General features: G+C 75.1%; 18 protein-coding genes and 1 pseudogene. 8 read left to right on the top strand and 11 right to left on the bottom strand.

Features of this window, described 5'->3' with window-relative positions; all coding sequences use genetic code 11:
- Both ACFVXK_RS27400 and ACFVXK_RS27395 read left to right on the top strand, forming a co-directional pair.
- A partial coding sequence (locus ACFVXK_RS27400; protein WP_389616194.1) for a KR domain-containing protein occupies positions 1-1,897 on the top strand: 1,897 nt, incomplete at its 5' end.
- A gap of 40 nt (positions 1,898-1,937) precedes the next feature.
- Positions 1,938-2,711 (top strand): thioesterase II family protein, encoded by a 774-nt coding sequence (locus tag ACFVXK_RS27395; RefSeq protein ID WP_389616191.1) that lies wholly within the window; start codon positions 1,938-1,940, stop codon positions 2,709-2,711.
- A 7-nt stretch (positions 2,712-2,718) separates the two neighbouring features.
- Here ACFVXK_RS27395 and ACFVXK_RS27390 read toward each other — a convergent pair whose 3' ends face one another.
- From ACFVXK_RS27390 to ACFVXK_RS27355, 8 genes and pseudogenes are all read right to left on the bottom strand, one after another.
- On the bottom strand, positions 2,719-3,912 hold the full coding sequence (locus tag ACFVXK_RS27390) for a Gfo/Idh/MocA family protein (RefSeq protein ID WP_389616188.1): 1,194 nt from the start codon (positions 3,910-3,912) through the stop codon (positions 2,719-2,721).
- A 78-nt stretch (positions 3,913-3,990) separates the two neighbouring features.
- Complete coding sequence (locus tag ACFVXK_RS27385) at positions 3,991-5,571, bottom strand: purple acid phosphatase family protein (RefSeq protein WP_389616197.1); 1,581 nt, start codon at positions 5,569-5,571, stop codon at positions 3,991-3,993.
- Between the two features lie 124 nt (positions 5,572-5,695).
- The gene (locus ACFVXK_RS27380) at positions 5,696-6,559 is read right to left on the bottom strand and encodes a class I SAM-dependent methyltransferase (RefSeq protein ID WP_389616185.1); all 864 of its coding nucleotides are present in this window, start codon (positions 6,557-6,559) and stop codon (positions 5,696-5,698) included.
- Positions 6,560-6,652: 93 nt separating this feature from the next.
- Positions 6,653-7,225: a dihydrofolate reductase family protein gene (locus tag ACFVXK_RS27375; protein WP_389616182.1), complete on the bottom strand. Its 573-nt coding sequence runs from the start codon at positions 7,223-7,225 to the stop codon at positions 6,653-6,655.
- 120 nt (positions 7,226-7,345) lie between these two features.
- Entirely contained in the window at positions 7,346-8,245 is a 900-nt protein-coding gene (locus tag ACFVXK_RS27370; RefSeq protein WP_389616179.1) for an NADase-type glycan-binding domain-containing protein, read from the bottom strand.
- Between the two features lie 43 nt (positions 8,246-8,288).
- Positions 8,289-8,804 (bottom strand): annotated as a pseudogene (locus ACFVXK_RS27365) (ATP-binding protein); the annotation flags it as partial.
- Between the two features lie 77 nt (positions 8,805-8,881).
- On the bottom strand, positions 8,882-9,574 hold the full coding sequence (locus ACFVXK_RS27360) for a DUF4255 domain-containing protein (protein ID WP_389616176.1): 693 nt from the start codon (positions 9,572-9,574) through the stop codon (positions 8,882-8,884).
- A gap of 151 nt (positions 9,575-9,725) precedes the next feature.
- A complete protein-coding gene (locus ACFVXK_RS27355; protein ID WP_389616173.1) occupies positions 9,726-10,409 on the bottom strand; it encodes a LuxR C-terminal-related transcriptional regulator in 684 nt (227 codons plus the stop codon).
- A 323-nt stretch (positions 10,410-10,732) separates the two neighbouring features.
- Here ACFVXK_RS27355 and ACFVXK_RS27350 point away from each other — a divergent pair, with 323 nt between their 5' ends.
- From ACFVXK_RS27350 to ACFVXK_RS27335, 4 genes are all read left to right on the top strand, one after another.
- Positions 10,733-13,525: an AAA family ATPase gene (locus ACFVXK_RS27350; protein ID WP_389616170.1), complete on the top strand. Its 2,793-nt coding sequence runs from the start codon at positions 10,733-10,735 to the stop codon at positions 13,523-13,525.
- A gap of 380 nt (positions 13,526-13,905) precedes the next feature.
- A complete protein-coding gene (locus ACFVXK_RS27345) occupies positions 13,906-14,223 on the top strand; it encodes a hypothetical protein (protein WP_389616167.1) in 318 nt (105 codons plus the stop codon).
- A 230-nt stretch (positions 14,224-14,453) separates the two neighbouring features.
- Entirely contained in the window at positions 14,454-15,515 is a 1,062-nt protein-coding gene (locus ACFVXK_RS27340; protein ID WP_389616164.1) for a glycine betaine/L-proline ABC transporter ATP-binding protein, read from the top strand.
- Complete coding sequence (locus ACFVXK_RS27335; protein ID WP_389616161.1) at positions 15,515-17,311, top strand: ABC transporter permease/substrate binding protein; 1,797 nt, start codon at positions 15,515-15,517, stop codon at positions 17,309-17,311. The genes ACFVXK_RS27340 and ACFVXK_RS27335 overlap by 1 nt, the downstream gene beginning before the upstream one ends.
- 29 nt (positions 17,312-17,340) lie before the next feature.
- Here the strand turns inward: ACFVXK_RS27335 and ACFVXK_RS27330 are convergent, their stop codons facing one another.
- Entirely contained in the window at positions 17,341-17,904 is a 564-nt protein-coding gene (locus ACFVXK_RS27330; protein WP_389616158.1) for a MarR family winged helix-turn-helix transcriptional regulator, read from the bottom strand.
- Between the two features lie 126 nt (positions 17,905-18,030).
- Between ACFVXK_RS27330 and ACFVXK_RS27325 the strand changes: the two genes are divergently transcribed.
- Positions 18,031-19,092 (top strand): alkene reductase, encoded by a 1,062-nt coding sequence (locus ACFVXK_RS27325; protein WP_389616155.1) that lies wholly within the window; start codon positions 18,031-18,033, stop codon positions 19,090-19,092.
- Here ACFVXK_RS27325 and ACFVXK_RS27320 read toward each other — a convergent pair.
- On the bottom strand, positions 19,077-19,685 hold the full coding sequence (locus ACFVXK_RS27320) for a hypothetical protein (protein ID WP_389616152.1): 609 nt from the start codon (positions 19,683-19,685) through the stop codon (positions 19,077-19,079). The two genes, ACFVXK_RS27325 and ACFVXK_RS27320, sit on opposite strands and share 16 nt — an antisense overlap.
- Before the next feature lie 126 nt (positions 19,686-19,811).
- On the opposite strand from ACFVXK_RS27320, the gene ACFVXK_RS27315 reads away from it, so the two are divergent.
- On the top strand, positions 19,812-20,429 hold the full coding sequence (locus ACFVXK_RS27315) for a GPP34 family phosphoprotein (RefSeq protein WP_389616149.1): 618 nt from the start codon (positions 19,812-19,814) through the stop codon (positions 20,427-20,429).
- A 24-nt stretch (positions 20,430-20,453) separates the two neighbouring features.
- On the opposite strand, the gene ACFVXK_RS27310 is transcribed toward ACFVXK_RS27315, so the two are convergent.
- Positions 20,454-21,205: virginiamycin B lyase (locus tag ACFVXK_RS27310; RefSeq protein ID WP_389616146.1), on the bottom strand; the 752-nt coding region annotated here is incomplete at its 5' end.

Genomic DNA, 21,205 nt, shown 5'->3' with positions numbered 1-21,205 from the left:
CTGGCTCGCCGGCGCCGGAGCCGCCCACCTGGTGCTCGCCGGCCGCCGCGGCCCCGACGCCGAAGGCGCCGCCGCACTGGCCGCCGAACTCCGGGCCCTGGGCGCCGGGGTGACCCTGGCCGCCTGCGACCTGGCCGACCGCGCGGACGTGGCCCGGCTGCTGGACTCCCTCGACGCCCTGCCCCCGCTGAGCGCCGTCGTCCACGCCGCCGGCACCGGCACCCCCGCGATGCTCGCCGACACCTGCGTCGCCGACCTCGGCGCCCTCCTCGGGGCGAAGTCCGCCGGCGCCGCCCACCTGGACGAACTCCTCGCCGACCGGGAACTCGACGCCTTCGTCCTGTTCTCCTCCGGAGCCGCCGCCTGGGGCAGCGGGGCCCAGGCCGGGTACGCGGCCGCCAACGCCCTGGTCGACGCCCTCGCCGAGGACCGCCGGGCCCGCGGCCGCACCGCCACCTCCGTGGCCTGGGGAGCCTGGGGCGGCGGCGGCATGGTCGACGGGGCCGCCGAGGAGCGGCTGCGGCTGCGCGGACTCGACCCCATCGACCCCGCCCTCGGGGTACTGGCCCTGCGCCGGGCGGTGGAACGCGGCGAGACCACCGCGGTCGTCGCCCAGCTGGACTGGACCCGGTTCGTCCCCGGCTTCACCGCCGCCCGGCCCAGCCCCCTCATCGCCGACCTGCCCGAGGTGCGCCGCCTGACGGCCGCCGAGGAGGACGGCACGCACACCCCGGCCGACTCCGCACCGCCCCTGCCGCGCCGGCTCGCCGCACTCGGCGGAGCCGACCCGGCCCCGGCCGTGCTGGAGTTCGTCCGCTCCGAGGCCGCCGCGGTCCTCGGCCACCCGTCCGCCGACGCGGTGGGGGAGCGGCAGGTCTTCCTCGAACTCGGCTTCGACTCGCTCACCGCCGTCCAGCTCGCCAAGCGGCTCGGCCGGGCCACCGGCGTGAAGCTCCCCGGCACCCTGGTCTTCGACCACACCACCCCCGCCGCCCTCACCGCCCACCTCCTGCAACTGCCCGCCCTGCGCCCCGGCGCCGCACCCGCCGCCCCGGCCGCCGAGGCCGCCGGGGAGGACCTGCTCGTCGACCTCTACCGGCGGGCGGGCGAGACCGGCCGCCTCACCGAAGGCATCGGGATGCTCACCGCCGCGGCCCGGCTGCGGCCCGCCTTCGACGCCGCCGACGCCGACGGCCACCGGCCCGTACCGGTCCGCCTGGCCCACGGCGACGAAGGCCCCCACCTGGTCTGCTTCGGCCCGTACATGGCCCCCTCCGGAGTCCACCAGTACGCCCGCTTCGCGGCGGCCTTCGGCGGCCGGCGCAGCATCTGGGGACTGCCCGAGCCCGGCTTCGCCCCGGGCGAGGCCCTGCCCCGCGACGTCGAGGCCCTCGTCGAGGTCCACGTCGGGGCCGTCACCGCCTGCGCGGGCGACGTCCCCGTGGTCCTCGTCGGCTACTCCTCGGGCGGCTGGGTGGCCCACGCCGTCGCCTGCCGGCTGGAGCGGCTGGGCCGGCCCGTCGAAGGCATCGTGATGCTGGACAGCTTCACCCGCACCCAGGGCATGGGCGACCGCTTCCAGGCCGCCGTGGTCCGGGAGCAGTCCGACCGCTTCGAGTTCATCTCCGCACCCGGCACCCAGCTCACCGCCATGGGCGGCTACCTCGCCCTCTTCGAGGACTGGAACGCCCCCGAGGCCACCGCCCCCACCCTCGTCGTCCGCGCCACCGATCCGATGGCCGAAGGCCCCGCCGCGGACCGCACCGACGACCGGCCGCCCGCCCCCGAACACGCCCATACCGTCACCGAGGTCCCCGGCAACCACTACACGCTGATGGAACGCCACGCCGAGTCCACGGCCACCGCCGTCGACGAGTGGATCCTCAAGCTGCCGTGACCCCCCTGCCCCTCCCGTTCGAAAGGACCCGATCCGTACCGTGAACACCCCGACCGCCGCCACCACCGACAGCAGCCTGTGGATACGCCGCTTCCAGCCGAGGCCGGACAGCTCCGTCCGCCTGGTCTGCCTGCCCCACGCGGGCGGCTCCGCCAGCTTCTACCTGCCCGTCGCCCGCGCCATGCCGGACTTCGCCGACGTCCTGTGCGTCCAGTACCCCGGCCGCCAGGACCGGCGCGCCGAGCCCCTCGTCGACAGCGTCGAAGAACTCGCCGAGCAGGTCTTCACCGCCCTGCTGCCCTGGGCGGACCGGCCCCTGGCCTTCTTCGGGCACAGCATGGGCGCCTCCGTCGCCTACGAGGTCGCCCGCCGCTTCGAACGGGAGAAGGGCCTCGTGGCGGCCGCCCTGTTCGCCTCCGGCCGCCGCGCCCCCTCCGCGTACCGCCACGAGACCGTCCACCTGCGGGACGACGACGGGCTGATCGAGGAGATGAAGGCGCTCAGCGGCACCGACAGCCGGCTGCTCGGCGACGAGGAGGTGCTGCGGATGGTGCTCCCGGCCATCCGCGCCGACTACCGCGCCGCCGAGACCTACGCCCCCGCGCCGGGGGAACGGCTGCGCTGCCCCGTGACGGCCATGGTCGGCACCGACGACCCCAAGGTCACCCTGGCCGAGGCCGCCGCCTGGGCCGAACACACGGAAGGCCCCTTCGAGCTGAAGGTGTTCTCCCCGGGCCACTTCTACCTGGTCCGCGACCACGCCGAGGTCATCGCGGCCATGGCCGACCGGCTCCGCACCGCCCCCGCCGCCTGAGGGCACCTCACCCGGCGGGCCCGCGCTGCCCGTTCTCGAAATAGGCGGCCAGCAGCGGATCGAGCGGCGGGACCCTGCGCGGGGTCCCGCCGTCCCGCAGCGACTGCGTGGCCCCGTACCCGGCGGCCACCGCCATCCGGGCGGCGACGGGGGAGGTGTCCGTGCGCCCGCCCTCGCGGACGAAGCGCAGGAACTCGTCGACCAGCAGCGGGTCGGCCCCGCCGTGCCCGCCGTCCGACGGGGCGGCGGGTACGGGGTGGCGGGCGTCCGGCTCGGCCCGGTAGGAGGACCGCCGGGCGTTCCAGACCCGGACCTCGCCGCCCGGGCCGTCCCCGAAGTTCTCCAGCCGGCCGGCGTCCCCGATGACGGTGTAGTTGCGCCAGTAGTCAGGGGTGAAGTGGCACTGCTGGTAGGCGGCGAGGACCCCGTTGCCCAGCCGCAGGTTCATCAGCGACACGTCCTCCACGTCGATCACCGGGTTGAGGTCCCGCTGGCTGCCCGGCGGCCAGTGCCCCTCCTCCGTGTACCAGTCGGCCGTCTTGGGCTCGCCCGGCGCCCGGCGGTGCGGGATCCCGCCGTAGACCATCAGGTCGCCCAGGGCCTGCACGTCCTCGGTGTAGGAGCCGGCCAGCCAGTGCAGCACGTCCAGGTCGTGGGCGGCCTTCTGCAGCAGCAGCCCGTGCGTGAAACGGCGTTCGGCGTGCCAGTCCTTGAAGTACCAGTCGCCGCCGTACCCCACGAAGTGCCGGATCCACACCGTCTTCACGGTCCCGACCGCGCCCCGCCCGATCAGCTCCCGCATCAGCCGGACCACCGGCATGTGCCGCATGTTGTGCCCGACGTACAGCCGGGTGCCCGTCTCGTACGCCGTGCGCAGCACCTCGTCGCACCGCTCCACGCTGATGTCCAGCGGCTTCTCCACGAAGACCGGCCGGCCGGCCCGCAGGGCGCGGACCGTCAGCCCGGCGTGGGTGTGGTCGGGGGTGAGGACCAGGACGGCGTCGATCCCGGGCCCCCCGATCACCTCCTGCGGACCCGCGAGGACGCGTGCGCCAGGGAACGCCGCGGCGGCCGCGGCGCGGGCCCGCGGGTCGGGATCGGCGACCGCCGCCACCACGGCTCCTCGGCCCGGACGGTGTGCCGTCCGGGCCAGGGAGCCGCGCAGGCCGTATCCGAGGACCCCGATCCTGATGTCCGGCACGGCCGCCCCCCCTTCGTTCCAGGAGGCAGGTCTACCACCCCGGGCGCCCCCGGCGACAGGGCGCCCGCCGCGGCCTGTTCAGCGGCCGGAGCCGCGCTGGATCTCGAAGTGGTCGATCCGCTGCCCGGTCTCCGCCAGCGCGCTCACCTTCAGCTTGGGGAAGCGCCCCGTCTCCACCTCGACCGCGAGGAACGAGTAGTTGGTGTACCGCACCCGCGACCACTCCACCGTCTCCGCCCCCTTCGTCGCCCCCTTGTTCCAGCGGAAGGTGTCCACGCTGTCGCGGTCGGCGACGTGCCCCTCGTAGGAGTCGGGGACCGGGAAGCTGTACAGCGAGCGCCCGGCCGCGCCGGCGGTCACGTACACGATGCCGTCGCGCGTCGGGTCCGTGCGCTCCCCGATCGGCACCTTGCGCCCGACCTTGTTCCCCTTGATGGCGTCGGTCCGCTCGTACACGTGGTTGTGGCCGTTGACGACCAGGTCCACCTGGTGCTTCTCGAACAGCGGCACCCACACGTCGCGCACCCCGCCGTCGGAGGCGTGCGAGCTCGTCGTGGAGAAGGCGCAGTGGTGGAAGAAGACCACGACGAAGTCCACGTCCCGGTTGTGCCGCAGCTCGCCCAGGCGCCGGTCGAGCCAGGCGGTCTGCCGGCCGCCGCTGATGCCGAAGTTGGCGGGGATCTCGTACGAGACGTCGTTCGCGTCGAGCGCGACGACGCCGACGTTGCCGTGGACGAACGAGTACACGCCCGGCTGGTTCACCGGGTCGGGGCCGTTGTCCGGCAGCGACCAGCGGGCCTTCTGGCCGCCGTAGCCCTGCGGCGAGTACCAGGCCTCCATGTCGTGGTTGCCGGTGGTCACCATCCACGGCACCGTCTTGGCGACCGTCTCGGTCTGCGCCAGGAACTGGTCCCAGGCGCGGGCGTCGTAGGTGTCGCCGGTGCCGCCCGAGCCGGAGGAGTCGGCGTAGCAGATGTCCCCCGCGTGGAGGTGGAAGGCGGGGTTCTGGGCGAGCAGCACCGCGTCGTTGCCCAGCGCGTGGTAGCTGACGCCCTGGTCGCCGAAGGCGGTGAAGGTGAAGGGCTCGGGGCGGGCGGGAGCCGTGGTGAAGGTGCCCAGCGTGCCCAGGTTGCGGTGGTCGGCCGGGTCGAAGCCGTCGTGGCCCACCCCGTAGTAGTAGGTCTGGCCCGGGTGCAGCCGGTCCAGGGCCGCGTGCAGGTAGAACTGCTCCGCCGCGGCGATCTTGCCGCCGTTCAGGACCGGGGTGGTCAGGTGCCGCACCTCGGCGTCGATCTTCACGCTCAGCGCCCAGGGGCTGGTGCCCACCCGCAGGTAGGGCTTGCGGACCGCGAACGGCACCTGCCAGGAGACCCGCATCTGCGTCTTCGGGTCGGCCCCGTACTGCAGGTGCCGGCCGAAGGGCGCGGCCAGCGAGCCGTCGACTCCGCGCCGCTCCCCGGAGGAGAGCAGCGCCGGGGCCGCCGCGTACGCGGGCGAGGCCGCGCCCGCGCCCAGGCCCAGCCCCGCCACGGCCGCCGTCACCGCGCCGGCGCGCAGTGCGCCGCGCCGGGTGAACCGGGCACGCAGGTACTCGTGCTGCTCGGCCATGCTCATGCGGGCGGCGAGCTGCGAGGGGATTCCGAAATCGGGTACGTCCAGTTCCATGGGGGCGAACTTCCTCTCCCGAGGCGACGGGCAACGGACCGCCGGGTGAACGGCGGTGGGACGGACCCCCATGAGAGTCCACGGAATTCCCCATCCCGTGTAATGGCGCGTGACGGGTTCAGCGGGCGGTGACGGAGTACGCGGCGAGCGCCCGGTTGCCCCGCGGTGCGGCGACGGCCCGCAGCACGTCGGCCTGGCTCAGGACGAGCTGCCGCAGCGGCTCGTCGAGGGCGGCCAGCCGGGCCGGCGACGCCGTCAGTTCGAGGCAGGAGGCGACCTCCCAGTCGCCGTCCTGGAGTTCCGCGGTGTCGACCGGCGTGCAGGCGTCGGCCGTCCATCCGGCCTCGGGCAGCAGCCGCAGCAGCGTCTCACGGGAGAAGGGCGTGCGGACGTTGCCCTCGCCGTGCGAGCCCGCTGCCTCGGCCTGGCCCTGGACCAGCACGGCCAGCAGGTGCGCCAGCCGGTCGCCGGTCCCGGGCGTCAGGTCCCACTCGGTGAAGCAGAGCCGCCGCGCCCACGGACGCACCCGGGCCAGGGTGTCGCGCAGCTGTCCGAGCGAGGCGAAGTACCAGGCGCAGTGCGCGAGCACCACGTGGTCGAACGCGCCGTCGGGGAAGACGGCCGACGGGTCGAGGACGTCGGTGCCGAAGCGGAACTCGATGCGCGGCCCGAGCCGCCCCGCGGCCAGCCGGGCGGCGGATTCCCCGAGGGTGACGGGCGCCCCGTAGGAGGGGTCGGCCACGTCGACGGCCACCACCCGCCCGCCGGGTCCGACCGCTTCCGCCAGTACGGCGGTCATGTCGCCCTGTCCGCAGCCCAGTTCGAGGACGCGCGAACCCGGAGCGATGCCCCAGCCCGCCACGAGCGAGGCCCGGTGGCGGGTCTGGGCCAGCTGGACGTCGGGGCCGTGCTCGGAGGCGGCCATGCCGGCCGCGATCGAGGGGACCAGGCCGGAGAGTGCGGGGAGGTCGGAGTGGTTCACGAAGTCCTTGGGAGCTGCTCGACGGGTCGGTGCGGGCCGATGCTACGAGACCGGCGCGCGAACCGCCTCCGTATTACTGCGGGCGCCGCCGGGCTAGCGGACGACGTCGAAGACCTGCTTCTGCAGGCCGTTGGCGTACGCCTCGTGCTCGACCAGCTCCAGCTTCTGGGCGTCCTTGTCCGTCGTGCTGAAGAGGCGCTTGCCCGCACCGAGGAGGAGCGGGAAGACGAGCAGGTGGTAGCGGTCGATCAGGCCCGCGTCCGACAGGGCCCGGTTGAGCGTGGCGCTGCCGTGGACGATGATCGGGCCGCCCTCGGTCTCCTTGAGCGCGGCGACCTCGTCGAGCGAGCGCAGGATGGTCGTCTCGCCCCAGTTCGTCACCAGGTCCTCCTCGGTGAGGGTGGTGGAGACGACGTACTTCGGCATCACCTTGTAGTCGGCGAAATCCGCCATGCCGGGCCACACGGGGCTGAACGCCTCGTAGCTGGTCCGGCCCAGGAGCATCGCGGTGGCCTCCTTCTGCTCGGCGCCCTTGATGGCGAAGGCCTCCGGAAGGAACTCGACGTCCTTGAAGGTCCATCCGGCGTTGCGGTAGCCGGGTTCGCCGCCCGGGGCCTCGACGACGCCGTCGAGGGAGATGAAAGCGGTGGTGATCAGAGTGCGCATCTGCGGTCCTCGGTGTCTCGTGTGACGGTGGTCAACCGGATCCGGCGGGTGCGCCGTCGTCCGCCTCGCGGCGGCCGGCGCGCACCAGCCATGATCCATGACCGCCGGACACGGGAGAACTCATCGGCCGGCGCTCGACGGGCCGAAGAACTCGATCTCCGCGATGGCGACCTGCTTGTCGGCGGAGGCCGCGTGCGCGGAGTCGACGGTGAAGCGGACCTTCGTCGCCTCGCCGACCCGGAACGGGCGCCGCTGGCCGCCCGCGCCCTGGTCCAGGGTCAGCCGGCGGGTGGTGACCGTGCCGTCCTTGCCGGTGATCGTCGCCGTGACGCGGTGCGGCAGGGCCGACTCGCCGATCTCGTCGGCCCGTGCGGAGACGCCGGGGGTGATGATCACGTCCAGCAGCCGGGCGGGTTCGCTGAATCCGACCTCGATCCACTCGCCCTGCCCGGACTGGGAGACCCCGGGCCCCCACCAGGTGTTGCTCCGCTTGTCGAAGGCGAGCTCCGGATGGTGGCCGGGGTACGAGCGGGAGGCCGTGATCCGGTCCGGGGCCACCGGCGCGCGCTGGGCGAAGTGGTCCAGGGCCGCCCGGACGCCGTCGGGCAGGTAGAGGACGCCCAGGACGGCGGCCGTGAGGAGGACGGCGACGGTGATCCAGGTGCCGATCCGGTCGAAGACGCGGCGCAGCCGGGGGCGGTCGCCCGCCCACGGGGTCTCGCGCTGCCGTCCGCCGAGGAGACGGCGCCACCAGGGCGCCCGTGTCGGTGCGGTGGCGTCGGCGGTCTCGGCCAGCGGCATCGCGCAGCGCACGCAGTAGTGGCGGTCGGGCCGGTTGGGCGTGGAGCACCACCGGCAGGGCGCACCGCCCGCGCTCCCCGGCTGCGGACCGGGCGCGTGCACGGCGGGCCGCTCGGCGTCCGGCCGCCCGGGCAGCACGGGCCCGGCCGCCGCCGGTGCCTGCGGCTCCGCCACGGGCACGAGCAGCGACCGGGCCCGGTCGGCCATGGTGTCACTCATCCCCGCCCGCGACCTCCCGTCCCCGACTCCATCCACCCCGTCCTCCGACCAGCCGGTCCGGCACCCGCAGCGAACGGGTCAGGAAGGGGCGTTCGGGCTCCTCCACCTCCAGCAGGCCGAGGGCCGCGAGCGGCGCGCAGACGTGCAGCCGGGCCCGGGCGGCGGCCGACTGCGCGGGCACCGCGCACAGCTCCAGGGCCAGGCCGACGGTGGCCCGGCGCCTGCTCACGTCGTCGTTGAGGTAGCCGTAGAGCGGCTCGAAGGTCCGGTCGACGTCGGGGGCGAGGGCCACGAGCAGGAGGGCGACGTCGAGCGCCGTCAGGCCCCCGCGTCCGGCCAGCCGGGCCAGCCGGTCGCCGGGACCGGGCACCGGCCCGCCCGTCACCGCGCCGGCCGCGGGGGCGTCCGGCGCCGCCGGCGAGGTGTCGAGGAGGTGGCGGACCGCCTCCTCGGACAGGTAGAGGCCGCGCAGCGGGTCGTCGGCCGTGGGATCACCGGCGGACCGCCGTTCGACCAGCGCGGACACCCGTCCGCGCAGCTCTGCGAGCCGGGCCAGCAGGGCGCGCGCGGCGGCGCCGTCGGTGCCGTCGGTGGCGCCCTCCCGCGCGCCCGGCTCCGCGAGGACGTACGGGGCGTTCACCGCGCGTCCGGACGGCGGACGGGCTCCTGGCGGGAGGCCCGGGCCGCCCGGGCGGCCGCCACCTGGTGGGGCCGGTGCGAACGCCCTTCGGGCAGCGCCGGAGCGCCGTCCAGGCCGCCCAACCGGACGGTGGCGCCCTCGGTGACCGGCGGCCCCGCGTCGTACTCCGGGAAGGCCGGGAACGGCACCGTCACCGCCAGGTCGAGGGAGGGCTTCAGCTCGCCCCCGAGCGCGGACCAGATCTCGGCGAGCGACCGCGACTCCACCTGGGCGCCGGCCACCGTCAGCGGTACGAAGAGTCCCAGCGCCCGCAGGGAGAGCGGCAGTTCGTCCGGCGCGAGCAGCTCCCGGGGCAGCAGCGTGGCCAGCACGGCGGACAGCAGCCGGTGCTCGTCCTGCGGGGTCTTCGTCCATGCCGTCACCAGGTACGACAGCCGGAACCAGCGCGGCGGCCGGCGCCGCCGCACGACCACGTCGTGCCCGTCGCGCCCCTCGCGCACCGCCACGTGGCCGCGCTGGCGCAGGGCCACGTCCTCCCGGATGTCGTACAGGTAGGCGTTGACCACGGGCGCGTTGCGGCGCGCCGCCCAGTCACGGGTCGGCGCCTCCAGCGACACCTCGATGCCCGAACCCGTCAACGCCCCGCCGCCGAGGAGGCCCTTGAGTGTCTCGTCCACCTCGTGGATCACGCCCGCGCCCTCCCGATCTTCCCGTCCCGCGCCGTCGGTCCTCTATCGTCCCCCGGACGGCCGCCCGGGCCGCAGGGCCCCGGGGGACGACCGCCGGGCACCGCCCGCTGCCCCGGCGCACCCCGAGGGCCGCCCGGGGCTGCCCGGAAGGTCAGATGTAGCCTTCCCGAAGGGCAAAAGCCACGGCGTGTGCGCGATTGCGCAGGTGGAGCCGTGTGGTGAGCCCGTGCATCACGTTCTTGACGGTCCGTTCGGAGTAGGAGAGCTTGCCCGCGATCTCACCGGTGTCGAGTCCCTCGGAGACCAGCCGCAGGACGTCCACCTCGCGTGCCGTCAGCCCGAGGGCCGGCGCACCGGTCCTGCCGGCCGCGCCCCGGTGCAGCGTGCCCACCTGGTGGATCAGCCGGCCGAGCAGATCGGCGGGCAGGTCCCCGTCACCCCGGGACGCGGCCAGCACCGCCTGCACCAGCCGCTCGGCGGTCGCCTCGCGGCGCCAGACGATCGCGGCGACCCCGCACTCCACCACGTCCAGCAGCTCGCTCTCGCGCATCGCGCCGACCACGAGCACGGCACGCGCCCCCTCGCTGCGCACGATCCGGCGCAGCCGGGTCAGGACCGCCGCGTCCAGGGCGTCCTCGACGAGCAGGGCCACCGTGTCCGGCCCGGACACCTCGCGCAGTTCGATCTCCGGGTGTCTGCGCAGCAGGCCGACGGCACCCTCACGGCTGACCGGGTCGGGGGCGGACACCGCCACGGGGACGCGCCGGTCCGGGAGACCGGGGGCGCGGCCCGGGGCGGGAGGGTACGAGGGCGTGGTCCGGGATGAGCTGAGCAACCGTTTCCCCTGTTCGGAGACCCGCCGCGGAGCGCGGGCCGGTGTCGGATGAGCACCTTCAACCCTTCTGCGGGCCCCGCGCGGACCGCAATCGTGGAGCACCACGGGCCCCACCACGAGACCACCCCGCGGACCACCACGAGACCGGCCGCGCCCGCGCGCGTCACCGCAGGTCACAGCGGGTGCCGCCGCCGGGCGGGCAGAGCGCGGGACGTCCGGTGAGGTACGCCACTCCGCACCACCACGACACGGAACACGCCACGCGCCTGGCGGAAAGCACACCACACCACACCGCACCACACCACCGACCCCAGGAGGCACCGATGCCCGGACCGCTCCGCGAACGCGACGCCGCCCGCGACCTGATCGCCGCCGAGACGGAGCGGGCCCGCTCCGGCTCCGGCGGACTGGTGCTGTTCCGGGGAGCCACCGGCACCGGCCGGACCGCCGTACTGGAGGCGGCCGTCCGCGACGCCGAGGAGCGGGGGATGCGGGTGCTGTGGGCACGGTGTTCACCGGAGGACACCGGGGCGCCCTTCGCCACCGTCCTGCAACTCCTCTCCGCCGTACCGGACTCCGCCGACATCGCGCCCGACGGCGCCGACCGGGGCAGCGCCGCCCGGCTCTGGCGGCTGCTGCGCGCCCACGCGGCCGAGGGGCCGCTCCTGGTGGCGGTGGACGACGTCCACCTGGCCGACGCCCCGTCACGCCGCTGGCTGCGGGAGGCGGTGCGCCGCATCGACCGATTACCGGTGCTCCTCGTGGTGACCGAACGCAGCCAGTACGACATCGACCCCCGGTACGAGGGGTTCGCGCGCTCCCTGCCCCCGTCCCTCGTCCGCACCCACTCGGTCGACCCGCTCGGCGCCGAGTCGGCCGCGGAACTCGTCCGCGCCGCCCGGCCGCAGGCCGGCCCCGCCCGGACCGCCGAACTGGTCCGGGCGGCGGCCGGCAGCCCCCTCCTCCTGGACGCCCTCCTCCACGACCTCGACGACGGCCCGCTCCCGGACACCTGCGCCGCGCTCTACCCCGGCGACTACCCGGCGGCGGTCGCCTGGTGGCTGGAGACCGCGGGCCCCGCCACGACGGAGGTGGCCCGCTGCCTCGCAACCCTGGAGGAGCCCCGGCCACCACAACCCCCGGCCGGGCCCGCCGTGGCCCCGGGCATCCCGGGCCGGCTTGGCGGGCCGGATTCCGTCGACCTGGTCGGGGTTCTGGCCGCGGCGGCCGGGGCCGATCCGGCGCGGGCCGCGGGGTGGCTCGCGGCCATGACCCGCATCGGGTTCCTGCGGCCCGACCCCGCCGGACTGCCCCGCTACGCCCACCCGCTGCTGCGGGACGCCGTGCTGACCGGGTGGCCGACCGTACGGCGGGAGGCCGTGCACCGCTCGGCCGCGCAGGAGATGCTGCGCCGCGGCGCCCCCGCCGAAGCGGTCGCCGCCCACCTGCTGCGCACCCCGGGCGTCGGACTGCCGTGGGCGCTGCGCGTCCTGCGGGACGCGGCGACGGTCGCCGTGCACGACGCCCGCCCCGCCGACGCCGCCGGCTACCTGCGCCGCGCCCTGGACGAGCCCCTCTCCGACGACCGGCGCCAGCGGCTGCTGACCGAGCTGGGCTCCCTGGAGTACGCCTCGGCGGGCGGCGCGGTGGCGATCGCCCGCCTGGCGGAGGCCCAGCACCTGTCGGCCGCACCCCCCGACCGGGTCCGCGCGGCCGTCGCCCTCGGCACGGCCCTCGTCGGCCGCGGCGAGGTGACCACCGCCCTGGCGGTGCTGCGCCGCACCGAGGGCAGCCTGGACGGACACCCGGGCCTGACCCGCACCGTGCAGACCGCCACGGCCATGCTCGCCGACGCCGACCTGCTGACCCGTCAGGAGACCTACCGCAGGCTCTCCGAGAGCGGGCGGCACGCGCCGGAACTGGTCGGCACCGCCAGCCGGGCCCTGCTCGTGCGCTACGAATCGACGGCCGGGCTGATCTCCGCCCGCGAGGCCATGAACCGGGTACGGGCCCTGCTCGCCCAGCCCTCCGACCCGCTGGCCGAACCGTTCCTCCTGGGGACGGCGGCGGCGGTCGCCGAATGGGCCGGCGAACTCGACGAGGCGGAACGGCTCGTGGACCGCGGGCTGGCCGGCCGCCACCCCGCCCTGCTCCACCCGATGGAGGACGCGCTGCTCAACACCCGCGCCGACATCGCCGCGGCCCGCGGCGACGTCCCCCGGCTGATCTCCGTGCGCGAGGACGGCGCGGTGGTCGCCGCCCGCGCCCACAGCGGACCCTCCAACCGGGACGCCCACGTGCTGATGTCCCTCGTCCACACGGGCCGCGCCGACGAGGCCGCCCGCCTCGCCGACGCCTTCGACCTCAGCCGGGCCCCGGACTCCTGGCAGCTCAACCGCTTCCTCTACGCGCGGGGAGTCCAGCGCCTGGCCGCCGGCGACCCGGCGGGCGCGCTCCACGACTTCCTCGAATGCGGCCGGCGCCAGACCGCCCGGGAGGTGCTCAGCCCGGTCGTCACCCCCTGGCGGACCGCGGTGGCCCAGTGCCGCCTCGCACTCGGCGCCCGCCAGGAGGCCCTCGCCCTGGCCGGCGAGGAACTGCGGCTGGCCCGGGTGTGGAACACCCCGCGCACGGTCGGCCGCGCCCTGCGCGTCCTCGCCGCCGCCACCGGGGGCCGGCACGGGCTGGAACTCGCCGGGGAGGCGGTCGAGACGCTCCGGACCGCCCCCGCCGACGCCGGCATGGAACTGGTCGAGGCCCTCCTCGCCCAGGGCCGCCAGCTCCTCGCCGCGGGCGACCGCGGACGCGCCCGCGACCGGCTGCGCGAGGCCGCGGCCCTGGCCGAACGCCAAGGCGGCGTAAGGCTGCTGGCCCTGGCCGAACAGGCCCTGCGCGAGGGCGGCGCCCGCATCCCGGCGACGGCGCGCACCGGCTCCGGGGCCCTGACCGACAGCGAGCGCCGCACCGCGGAACTGGCGGCGTCCGGCCTGACCAACACCGAGATCGCCGAGCTCCTGCACGTCGCCCGCCGCACCGTCGAAACCCACCTGACGAGTACCTACCGCAAACTCGCCATACGCCGCAGGTCGCAACTCCCCACCGCACTCGACGGATGAGACCGGCCCCCCGCCGCGCCCGCAGAACGCATCCGCGCGCCCTGGCAGAAGGCCGTCCTCGAACGTCCGTACCGGCCCCTGCGGCCGGGCGTGACATCATCGGGGCATGACGACATCACGAAAGGCCCATGCCGCGTAGGCGACCCAGCCGGATGAGGCGTCCGGCGCCAACTCCCCGCCGGCGGAGCACAGGACGGCGGCCCGGCGCGCCGCTCCTCCGGCCGCATGGCGATCTCACCCCGCCCGGGGCATCGGGGCTCGCCGCCGCGTTGCTGCCGTCGGAGCCGTACGAGCCCTGGCAGGCACTGGCCGTCCGGCTTCTGGGCCTCCCGCCCTCCTCGGTGCCGTCCCGGGGAGAATTCGTGGCCTGTACCCGGTTGATGAGAACGGGCCCGCACGACATGTGGGTCCGGTTGCGGCGGTGGCTGCCCGGGCAGGGCATCGACCCCGCCGAATCGGTCCTGGTCCACCTCTTCCCGTGCGGGACGGACATGGACCACGGCGTCCTGCTGTCGGGCGCCGGGCGCGTCCACGCCTTCGAGCTGCACGGTCTGCGGGCCCGACGCGGGGCGGGTCGATTCGTGGTCCGGTACTGGCGCGACATCACCGAGGAGTGGCGTACGACACCTTTCGCCGAGGAGATCGCGCACGCGTTCATCTGGCGACCACCGCCGCGCCGCACGCGTCTGACGGAGTGAGCCGAAGGCCGGGGCCGGCCCCGCGCCGCACCGCCGCCACGTGAGGTAACTCACCTTTGCGTTTGCTGGCGTGAAGGCCGGGCAGGCGGGTCGCTGGAGCGGAGCCCTGCCCTCCGGTCGTTCGGGTGGAGCGGGGCGCACGCGGGCCGATCCCGTCCCGCTCCACGGCGCCGCCGCCCCCGTCCTGCGGGAGGTGGCGCGCCGGTTCAGGTACGACCCGTGAGGTGTATGTGTCCACGCTCCAGACCGAGCACGTGTACAAGGTGTTCGGAAGGAACCCCGGCGGCGCCGCGGCCGCGGTCCGCGCGCTCGAGGAAGGCGCCGACCGCGAGACGCTGCGCGCCGACGGTACGACGGCGGCTGTGATCGACGTCTCGTTCAGAGTGGAACCCGGCGAGATCTTCGTCGTCATGGGCCTGTCGGGATCCGGCAAATCCACCCTGCTGCGCATGCTCAACGGGCTCCTCGAACCCACCTCCGGACGCGTCCTCTTCGACGGCGAGGACCTCACCGCCCTCGACCCGCGCGAGCTGCGCCGCGTCCGCTCCACCAGGATCAGCATGGTCTTCCAGCACTTCGCGCTGTTCCCGCACCGCAACGTCCTGGAGAACGCCGGCTACGGACTGGAGGTCCAGGGCGTCCCCCGGGCCGAGCGCGAGCGCAGGGCCGCGGAGGCCCTGGAGCTGTGCGGGCTCGGCGGCTGGGAGAAGTCCTGGCCCGACGAGCTGTCCGGCGGCATGCAGCAGCGCGTGGGCCTGGCCCGCGCCCTGGCCACCGACGCCGACCTCCTCCTCATGGACGAGTCCTTCAGCGCGCTCGACCCGCTGATCCGCCGCGACATGCAGGACCAGCTCCTCGAACTCCAGCGCACCCTGAAGAAGACCATCGTCTTCATCACCCACGACCTGGGCGAGGCCATGCGGCTGGGCGACGGCATCGCCGTCATGCGCGACGGCCGCGTCGTCCAGCAGGGCACCGCCGAGGACATCCTCACCCGCCCCGCCGACGACTACGTCGCCTCCTTCGTCCAGGACGTCGACCGCTCGCGCGTGCTCACGGCCGACGCCGTCATGGCCCCGGCCCCCGCCGGCGCCGCGCCGTGCGGCTGCCCGACGGTCAGCGCCGACACCCCGCTCGCCGACGTCTGCGCCGTCAGCGTCCGCGTCCCCCACCCCGTCGCCGTCACCGCGGCGGACGGCACCGTCGTCGGCGCCGTGCCGCAGGGCCGCCTCGTCCGCTTCATCGGCGACGAGCAGCGCCCCGCGCTCCGCTGCGCGGAGGTGGCCGCCTGATGCCCCGCCTGCACCTCGGAGACTGGGCCGACAGCGCCGTCGGCTTCCTCCAGCGCCACCTCTCCTGGCTGTTCGACGCCATCGGCGCCCTCGTCACCACCCTGGACGACGGCATCGACGCGGCCCTGTCGGCGCCCGCCCCGCTGCTGTTCGCCGGGATCCTCGCCGTCGCCGCCTGGTGGCTGCGCGGCCTCCTCGCCGGCCTGCTCGCCTTCGCGGGCCTCGCGCTCGTGGACTCCCTCGGCCTGTGGTCCGAGGCCATGTCCACCCTGTCCCTGGTCCTGGTCGCGACCCTCGTCACCCTGGTGATCGCCGTCCCGCTCGGCATCCTGGCGGCGCGCTCCGACCGGACCAGCGCGGTCCTGCGCCCCGTGCTGGACTTCATGCAGACCATGCCCGCCATGGTCTACCTGATCCCCGGCATCATCTTCTTCGGCGTGGGCGTCGTCCCCGGGATCATCGCCACCATCGTCTTCTCGCTGCCGCCCGGCGCACGGATGACCGAGCTCGGCATCCGCCAGGTCGACGGCGAACTCGTCGAAGCCGCCGAGGCCTTCGGCACCGCTCCCCGCGACGTCCTGCTCCGCCTCCAGCTGCCGCTGGCCCTGCCCACGATCATGGCCGGGGTCAACCAGGTCATCATGCTGGGCCTGTCCATGGTCGTCATCGCCGGCATGGTGGGCGGCGGCGGCCTGGGCGGCGCCGTCTACCGGGCCATCGGCAACGTCGACATCGGCCTCGGCTTCGAAGCCGGCCTGTCCATCGTGATCCTGGCCATGTACCTGGACCGGATGACCGGCGCCCTGGGCCGCCAGGTCTCCCCGCTCGGCCGCCGCGCCCTGGCAGGCGCCCGCTCGGCCGCCGGCGGCGCGGCCCGGCTGTGGGGCCACCGCCCCCAGCCCGTCCACGCCGTCGCCGGGGTCCTCGTCCTGGCCCTGACCGCCGGCGCCGTGGGCGCCTTCACCGGACCCGAGCAGGGTGAGGGCGGAGCGGCCGGCGCCGCCGACACCGGCCGGGGCCGCACGATCTCCCTCGGCTACATCCCCTGGGACGAGGGCATCGCCTCCACCTTCCTCTGGAAGGAACTCCTGGAACGGCGCGGCTTCAAGGTCGACGCCCGCCAGCTGGAGGCAGGAGCGCTCTACACCGGCCTCGCCGGCGGGGGCGTCGACTTCCAGACCGACTCCTGGCTGCCCGTCACCCACGCCCAGTACTGGAAGAAGTACGGGGACAAGCTGGAGGACCTCGGCTCCTGGTACGGCCCGACCTCGCTGGAGCTGTCCGTCCCCTCCTACGTGAAGGACGTGCGCTCCCTCGCCGACCTCAAGGGCAAGTCCGGCCGCTTCAAGGGCCGGATCATCGGCATCGAGCCGAGCGCCGGCGAGATGGCGCTGCTCAAGGACAAGGTGATGAAGGAGTACGGCCTGGAGGGCGAGTACCAGGTCGTCGACGGATCGACCCCCGGCATGCTCGCCGAGCTGAAGCGGGCCTACGAGAAGAAGGAGCCCGTCGCCGTCGCGCTGTGGTCCCCGCACTGGGCGTACTCCTCCTACGGGCTGACCAAGCTCGAGGACCCCAAGGGCGCCTGGGGCAAGGGGGACGGCATCCACACCCTCGCCCGCAAGGGGTTCGCGGCGGACGAGCCCGAAGTGGCGCGCTGGCTGCGCGACTTCAAGCTCACCGAGGAGCAGCTGACCGGGCTGGAGGCGAAGATCCAGCAGACCGGCAAGGGCAAGGAGCAGCAGGCCGTCCGCGCCTGGCTGAAGGAGAACCCGGACGCCGTGAAGCTCTCCTGACGGCGGCGCCCGCCGGCCCGCCCCCCCCCTCAGCGGCCGTCGCCCCCGGCCCCGCACCGCGGGTCGGCGGCCGCGTCGGCGCACAGCGTCCCCTCCACCTTCCGCAGCAGCCGCAGCAGTTCCGCGCCCTCCGCGTCGTCCAGCCCGGCCAGGGTCCGGCGCTCCAGCTCGGCCCAGGCCTCCCGGACCTGCTGGAGCAGCCCGCAGCTGGCCTCCGTGGCCTCGACCAGGGAGGCCCGGCGGTCGGCCGGGTCGGGGCCGCGGCGCACGTGCCCCGCCTGTTCGAGGCGCTGGAGCATCTTCGTCACGGTGGAGGGGTCCAGGCCGACGCTCTTGATCAGCTCCGACTGGCGTACGGGCCCGTTGTCCCACAGGTGCATCATCAGGAACTCCTGCCCCGGGTGCAGACCCAGGTCCCGCAGCAGCCGCCCCGCGGCGATGCGGTGGAGCCGGGCCGCCCGGCTCAGGGCATGGCTGACCGGCCCGTCCAGCACCGCGCTCGGCGGCCCCGGACACCCCTGCGCCGCCGCGCCGCCCGGTCCGTGCCCCTGCTCCTGTGCGACGTGCGTGACGTGCGTGACGTGCGTCGTCATCGTCCGGCTCTCCTTCCGCCCTCGCCCTCACCCTCGGGGAGATTTTACCTTGGTCGGCCAATGAATGGGTGTACGGTGGGGACCGCGGTCAATACTTGGCCGACCAATGAATCTGTGAGGGCAGTCATGACCAGCGCATTCGAACCGATCACCGTCGGCGGCACCGAGCTCGCCAACCGCATCGCGATGGCTCCGATGACCCGCAGCCGCGCCGCCGCGGGCGCGGTGCCGACGGAGCTGACGGCCGAGTACTACGCCCAGCGCGCCTCGGCCGGGCTCGTCATCACCGAGGGCATCCAGCCCTCGGCCGTGGGCCAGGGCTACCCGTTCACCCCGGGACTGCACAGCGCCGAGCAGGTCGCCGCCTGGCGCCGGGTCACCGACGCCGTGCACGCCGCCGGCGGCCGGATCTTCGCGCAGCTCATGCACACCGGCCGGATCGGCCACCCGTCCCTGCTCCCGGACGGCCTGGTGCCGGTCGGTGCCTCTCCCGTCGCCGCCAAGGGCCAGGTCTTCACCGCCGACGGCCCCCAGGACTTCGTCACCCCGCGCGAGCTGACCGCAGCCGAGGTCCGCCAGACCGTGGCCGACTACGCCACCGCCGCCCGCAACGCCGTCGAGGCCGGCTTCGACGGCGTCGAGCTCCACGGCGCCAACGGCTACCTGATCCACCAGTTCCTGGCTCCCGGCAGCAACCGCCGCACCGACGAGTGGGGCGGCACCCCCGAGAACCGGATCCGCTTCGCCGTCGAGGCCGTCAAGGCCGTGGCCGCCGAGATCGGCGCCGACCGCACGGCCCTGCGCGTCTCGCCCGGGAACCCGTTCAACGACATCGACGAGCCCGACCCGCGTCCCACGTACGAGGCCCTGGTCAAGGAGCTCGACGGGCTGGGCCTGGCCTACCTGCACGTCATGGAGCCCGCCGGCACCCGCGAAACCACCCTCGCCCTGCGCGGGCGGTTCTCGGGCCCGCTGGTCCTCAACCCCGCCACCGACGGGCCCACCGACCACCGCGCCCTCGCCCTGATCGACCAGGGCGTCGCCGACGTCGTCGCCTTCGGCGGCCTCTTCATCTCCAACCCCGACCTGCCGGCCCGGCTGCGCACCCAGGGTCCGTACAACACCCCGGACGCGGCCACCTTCTACGGCGGAGACGCCCGCGGCTACACCGACTACCCGACGCTGTAGTGTGCCGTGCCGCCCTCCTCGGCGAGGGCCAGGGCGATGCGCCGGTTGGTCTGCGCCCACTCCGCCGCGGGCACCTTCGGCAGGACGTCGCCCCACAAGGGCAGGCAGGTGCCCCGCAGTTGCAGCATCCCGGCCGGACGGGCGATGAACCACACGTGGAAGTGCGAGCCGCCGTCGCCCCACCGGTTGACGTGCACCCGGGCGATCCCGCCCAGCGCCATGACCGCGCGCTCGACCCGCTGGAGCATCCCGCCGAGCTCGGCGGCACGTGCGGCGGGCAGGTCGGCGAGGTCCGCGTGCTCCCGGGGCAGCAGCATGACCTGCGCGGGCACGCCCTCCGGTTCGGCGAAGCCGCGGACCTTCCAGTGCTCGTCGCTCCACAGGACCGGCGCCCCGCCGTCCTCGCAGCCCCGGCAGGGGCCGCCGTCCTCACCCTCACGCGGCGGCTCGGGCAGGACGGGGGGCTCCAGCTCCTTGATCCGTATGTCGCCCTCGTAGGGGAAGATCTCCGCGAACGGGATGCCGCCCTCGGGCAGCGGGATCCGCTCGCCGATCGGCAACCGCTGGACGAATGCGCTGGGTTCGACAGTCATGATCACAGCCTCGCACGTTGCCGGCGGCGGCGACGGGCCGGGTGCAGCGCGCCGGAAACCATGTTCCTCACGCCCGGGGCCGCCGGTTGTGCCTACCATCGGCGGTGTCTGCGAGGGGAGCCGTACATGAGTACCGCGAAGGACCTGTTCGTCATCGCGATGGAGCCGGGGGCGCGGCGGCCCGTGGGGCAGGGCGATCTCTCGCTCGCCCTCGCGGGCGCGGAGCTGATCGACCTGATCGCGGCGCGGACCGTCATCCTGGACGGCGACCGGATCGTGCCGGGCGGGACCGGTGAGGCCGCCGCCGACCGGCTCCTGGCCGAGGCGGCCTCGGCCCTCACCCGGACCACGCCCTACGAACGGGTCGAGGACTGGCTGTGGCGGCGGGGGCGGGACCTCGCCACCGCCTACCTCGCCTCCCTGGAGGCGGAGGGGCAGCTCCTGCGCACCCGCGGCGGCCGTTCGCCCTTCGGCTCCGACCGGGTGGAGCCGGCCGACACCGCCGACTGCCGGCGCGCCCTCGACCGCCGTGAGCGCGGTGAACCGGTGCTCGCCGTCCTCGCCTCGGCCGTGGGCCTCGACGACACGGGTCCCGGGGCGGGCGCGGGGCCCGACCCCGACCCGGAGGACGAGGAGGTCGGCACCGTCCTGGCCGCCGTCGGCGACGCGGTCATGGAGCTGGAGGCCGTCCGCCAGCGGCGGTCCATCGAGAAGGCGGCCTTCGCCAACATCTGGCGGGCCTGAGCCGCCCTGCCCGGCCCGCGCCGGTCACGGCGCGAACCGGGCTACGGCGCCCGCCTCCAGGGCGACGTACAGGGCGCCGTCGGGGCCGAAGGCCAGGCCGTGCGGTTCGGGTGCGGTGGCGTCGGGTGCGGTGGCGTCGGGTGCGGCGGTCGTACCGGGTGCGCCGCCGGAGGTGTCGACGGCCGGCAGCGCGTAGCCGGTGACCCGGCCGTCCGGGGTGATCCGGCCGAGCCGGCCCGTCCCCCACTCGGTGTACCAGCAGCCGCCGTCGGGCCCGGCGACCACGGCGTGCGGGCGGGAGGCGGGGTCGTCGAGCGGGTACTCGGTGATCGTCCCGTCCGGCTGGAGGCGGCCGACGCGGCCGCCCGCGATGTCGGTGAACCACACCGATCCGTCCGGCCCCGCCGCGATGCCGACGGGAGCGGCGTCCGGCCGGGGCAGCGGGTGCAGGCGGACCTCTCCGCCGCAGGTGATGCGGCCGATGGCGGCGGCCCGGTTGAGGGTGAACCACAGGGCCCCGTCCGCGCCCGCCGTGATGAAGGCGGGGAAGGCGTCCTCGACGGGCAGCGGGAAGGCGGAGGCCTGTCCGTCGACGGTGATCCGGCCGATCCTGCCGGTCTGCGTCTCGGTGAACCAGAGCGCGCCGTCGGGGCCCGCCGTGATGCCGAACGGGGCGCAGCCGGGGTCGAGTTCGTGGTCGGTGAGGTCGCCGTCGGGGGTGATGCGGCCGATCCGGTGGTCGCGCGTCCGGGTGAACCAGAGGGCGCCGTCCGGGC

The sequence above is a fragment of the Streptomyces sp. NPDC058157 genome (assembly GCF_042884105.1).
GTDB lineage: Bacteria > Actinomycetota > Actinomycetes > Streptomycetales > Streptomycetaceae > Streptomyces.
The sequence above is the reverse complement of the archived record's forward strand: the minus strand, read 5'-3'. Positions and strand labels throughout refer to the sequence as shown.

What these genes read in the sequence shown, in the direction of transcription:
- ACFVXK_RS27350 (WP_389616170.1), top strand. Translation starts at nt 10,733, where the DNA reads ATGCCCGGACCGCTCCGCGAACGCGACGCCGCCCGCGACCTGATCGCC.
- ACFVXK_RS27330 (WP_389616158.1), bottom strand. Translation starts at nt 17,904, where the DNA reads ATGACGACGCACGTCACGCACGTCACGCACGTCGCACAGGAGCAGGGG.
- ACFVXK_RS27370 (WP_389616179.1), bottom strand. Translation starts at nt 8,245, where the DNA reads ATGAGTGACACCATGGCCGACCGGGCCCGGTCGCTGCTCGTGCCCGTG.
- ACFVXK_RS27345 (WP_389616167.1), top strand. Translation starts at nt 13,906, where the DNA reads ATGAGAACGGGCCCGCACGACATGTGGGTCCGGTTGCGGCGGTGGCTG.
- ACFVXK_RS27335 (WP_389616161.1), top strand. Translation starts at nt 15,515, where the DNA reads ATGCCCCGCCTGCACCTCGGAGACTGGGCCGACAGCGCCGTCGGCTTC.
- ACFVXK_RS27375 (WP_389616182.1), bottom strand. Translation starts at nt 7,225, where the DNA reads ATGCGCACTCTGATCACCACCGCTTTCATCTCCCTCGACGGCGTCGTC.
- ACFVXK_RS27315 (WP_389616149.1), top strand. Translation starts at nt 19,812, where the DNA reads ATGAGTACCGCGAAGGACCTGTTCGTCATCGCGATGGAGCCGGGGGCG.
- ACFVXK_RS27320 (WP_389616152.1), bottom strand. Translation starts at nt 19,685, where the DNA reads ATGACTGTCGAACCCAGCGCATTCGTCCAGCGGTTGCCGATCGGCGAG.
- ACFVXK_RS27325 (WP_389616155.1), top strand. Translation starts at nt 18,031, where the DNA reads ATGACCAGCGCATTCGAACCGATCACCGTCGGCGGCACCGAGCTCGCC.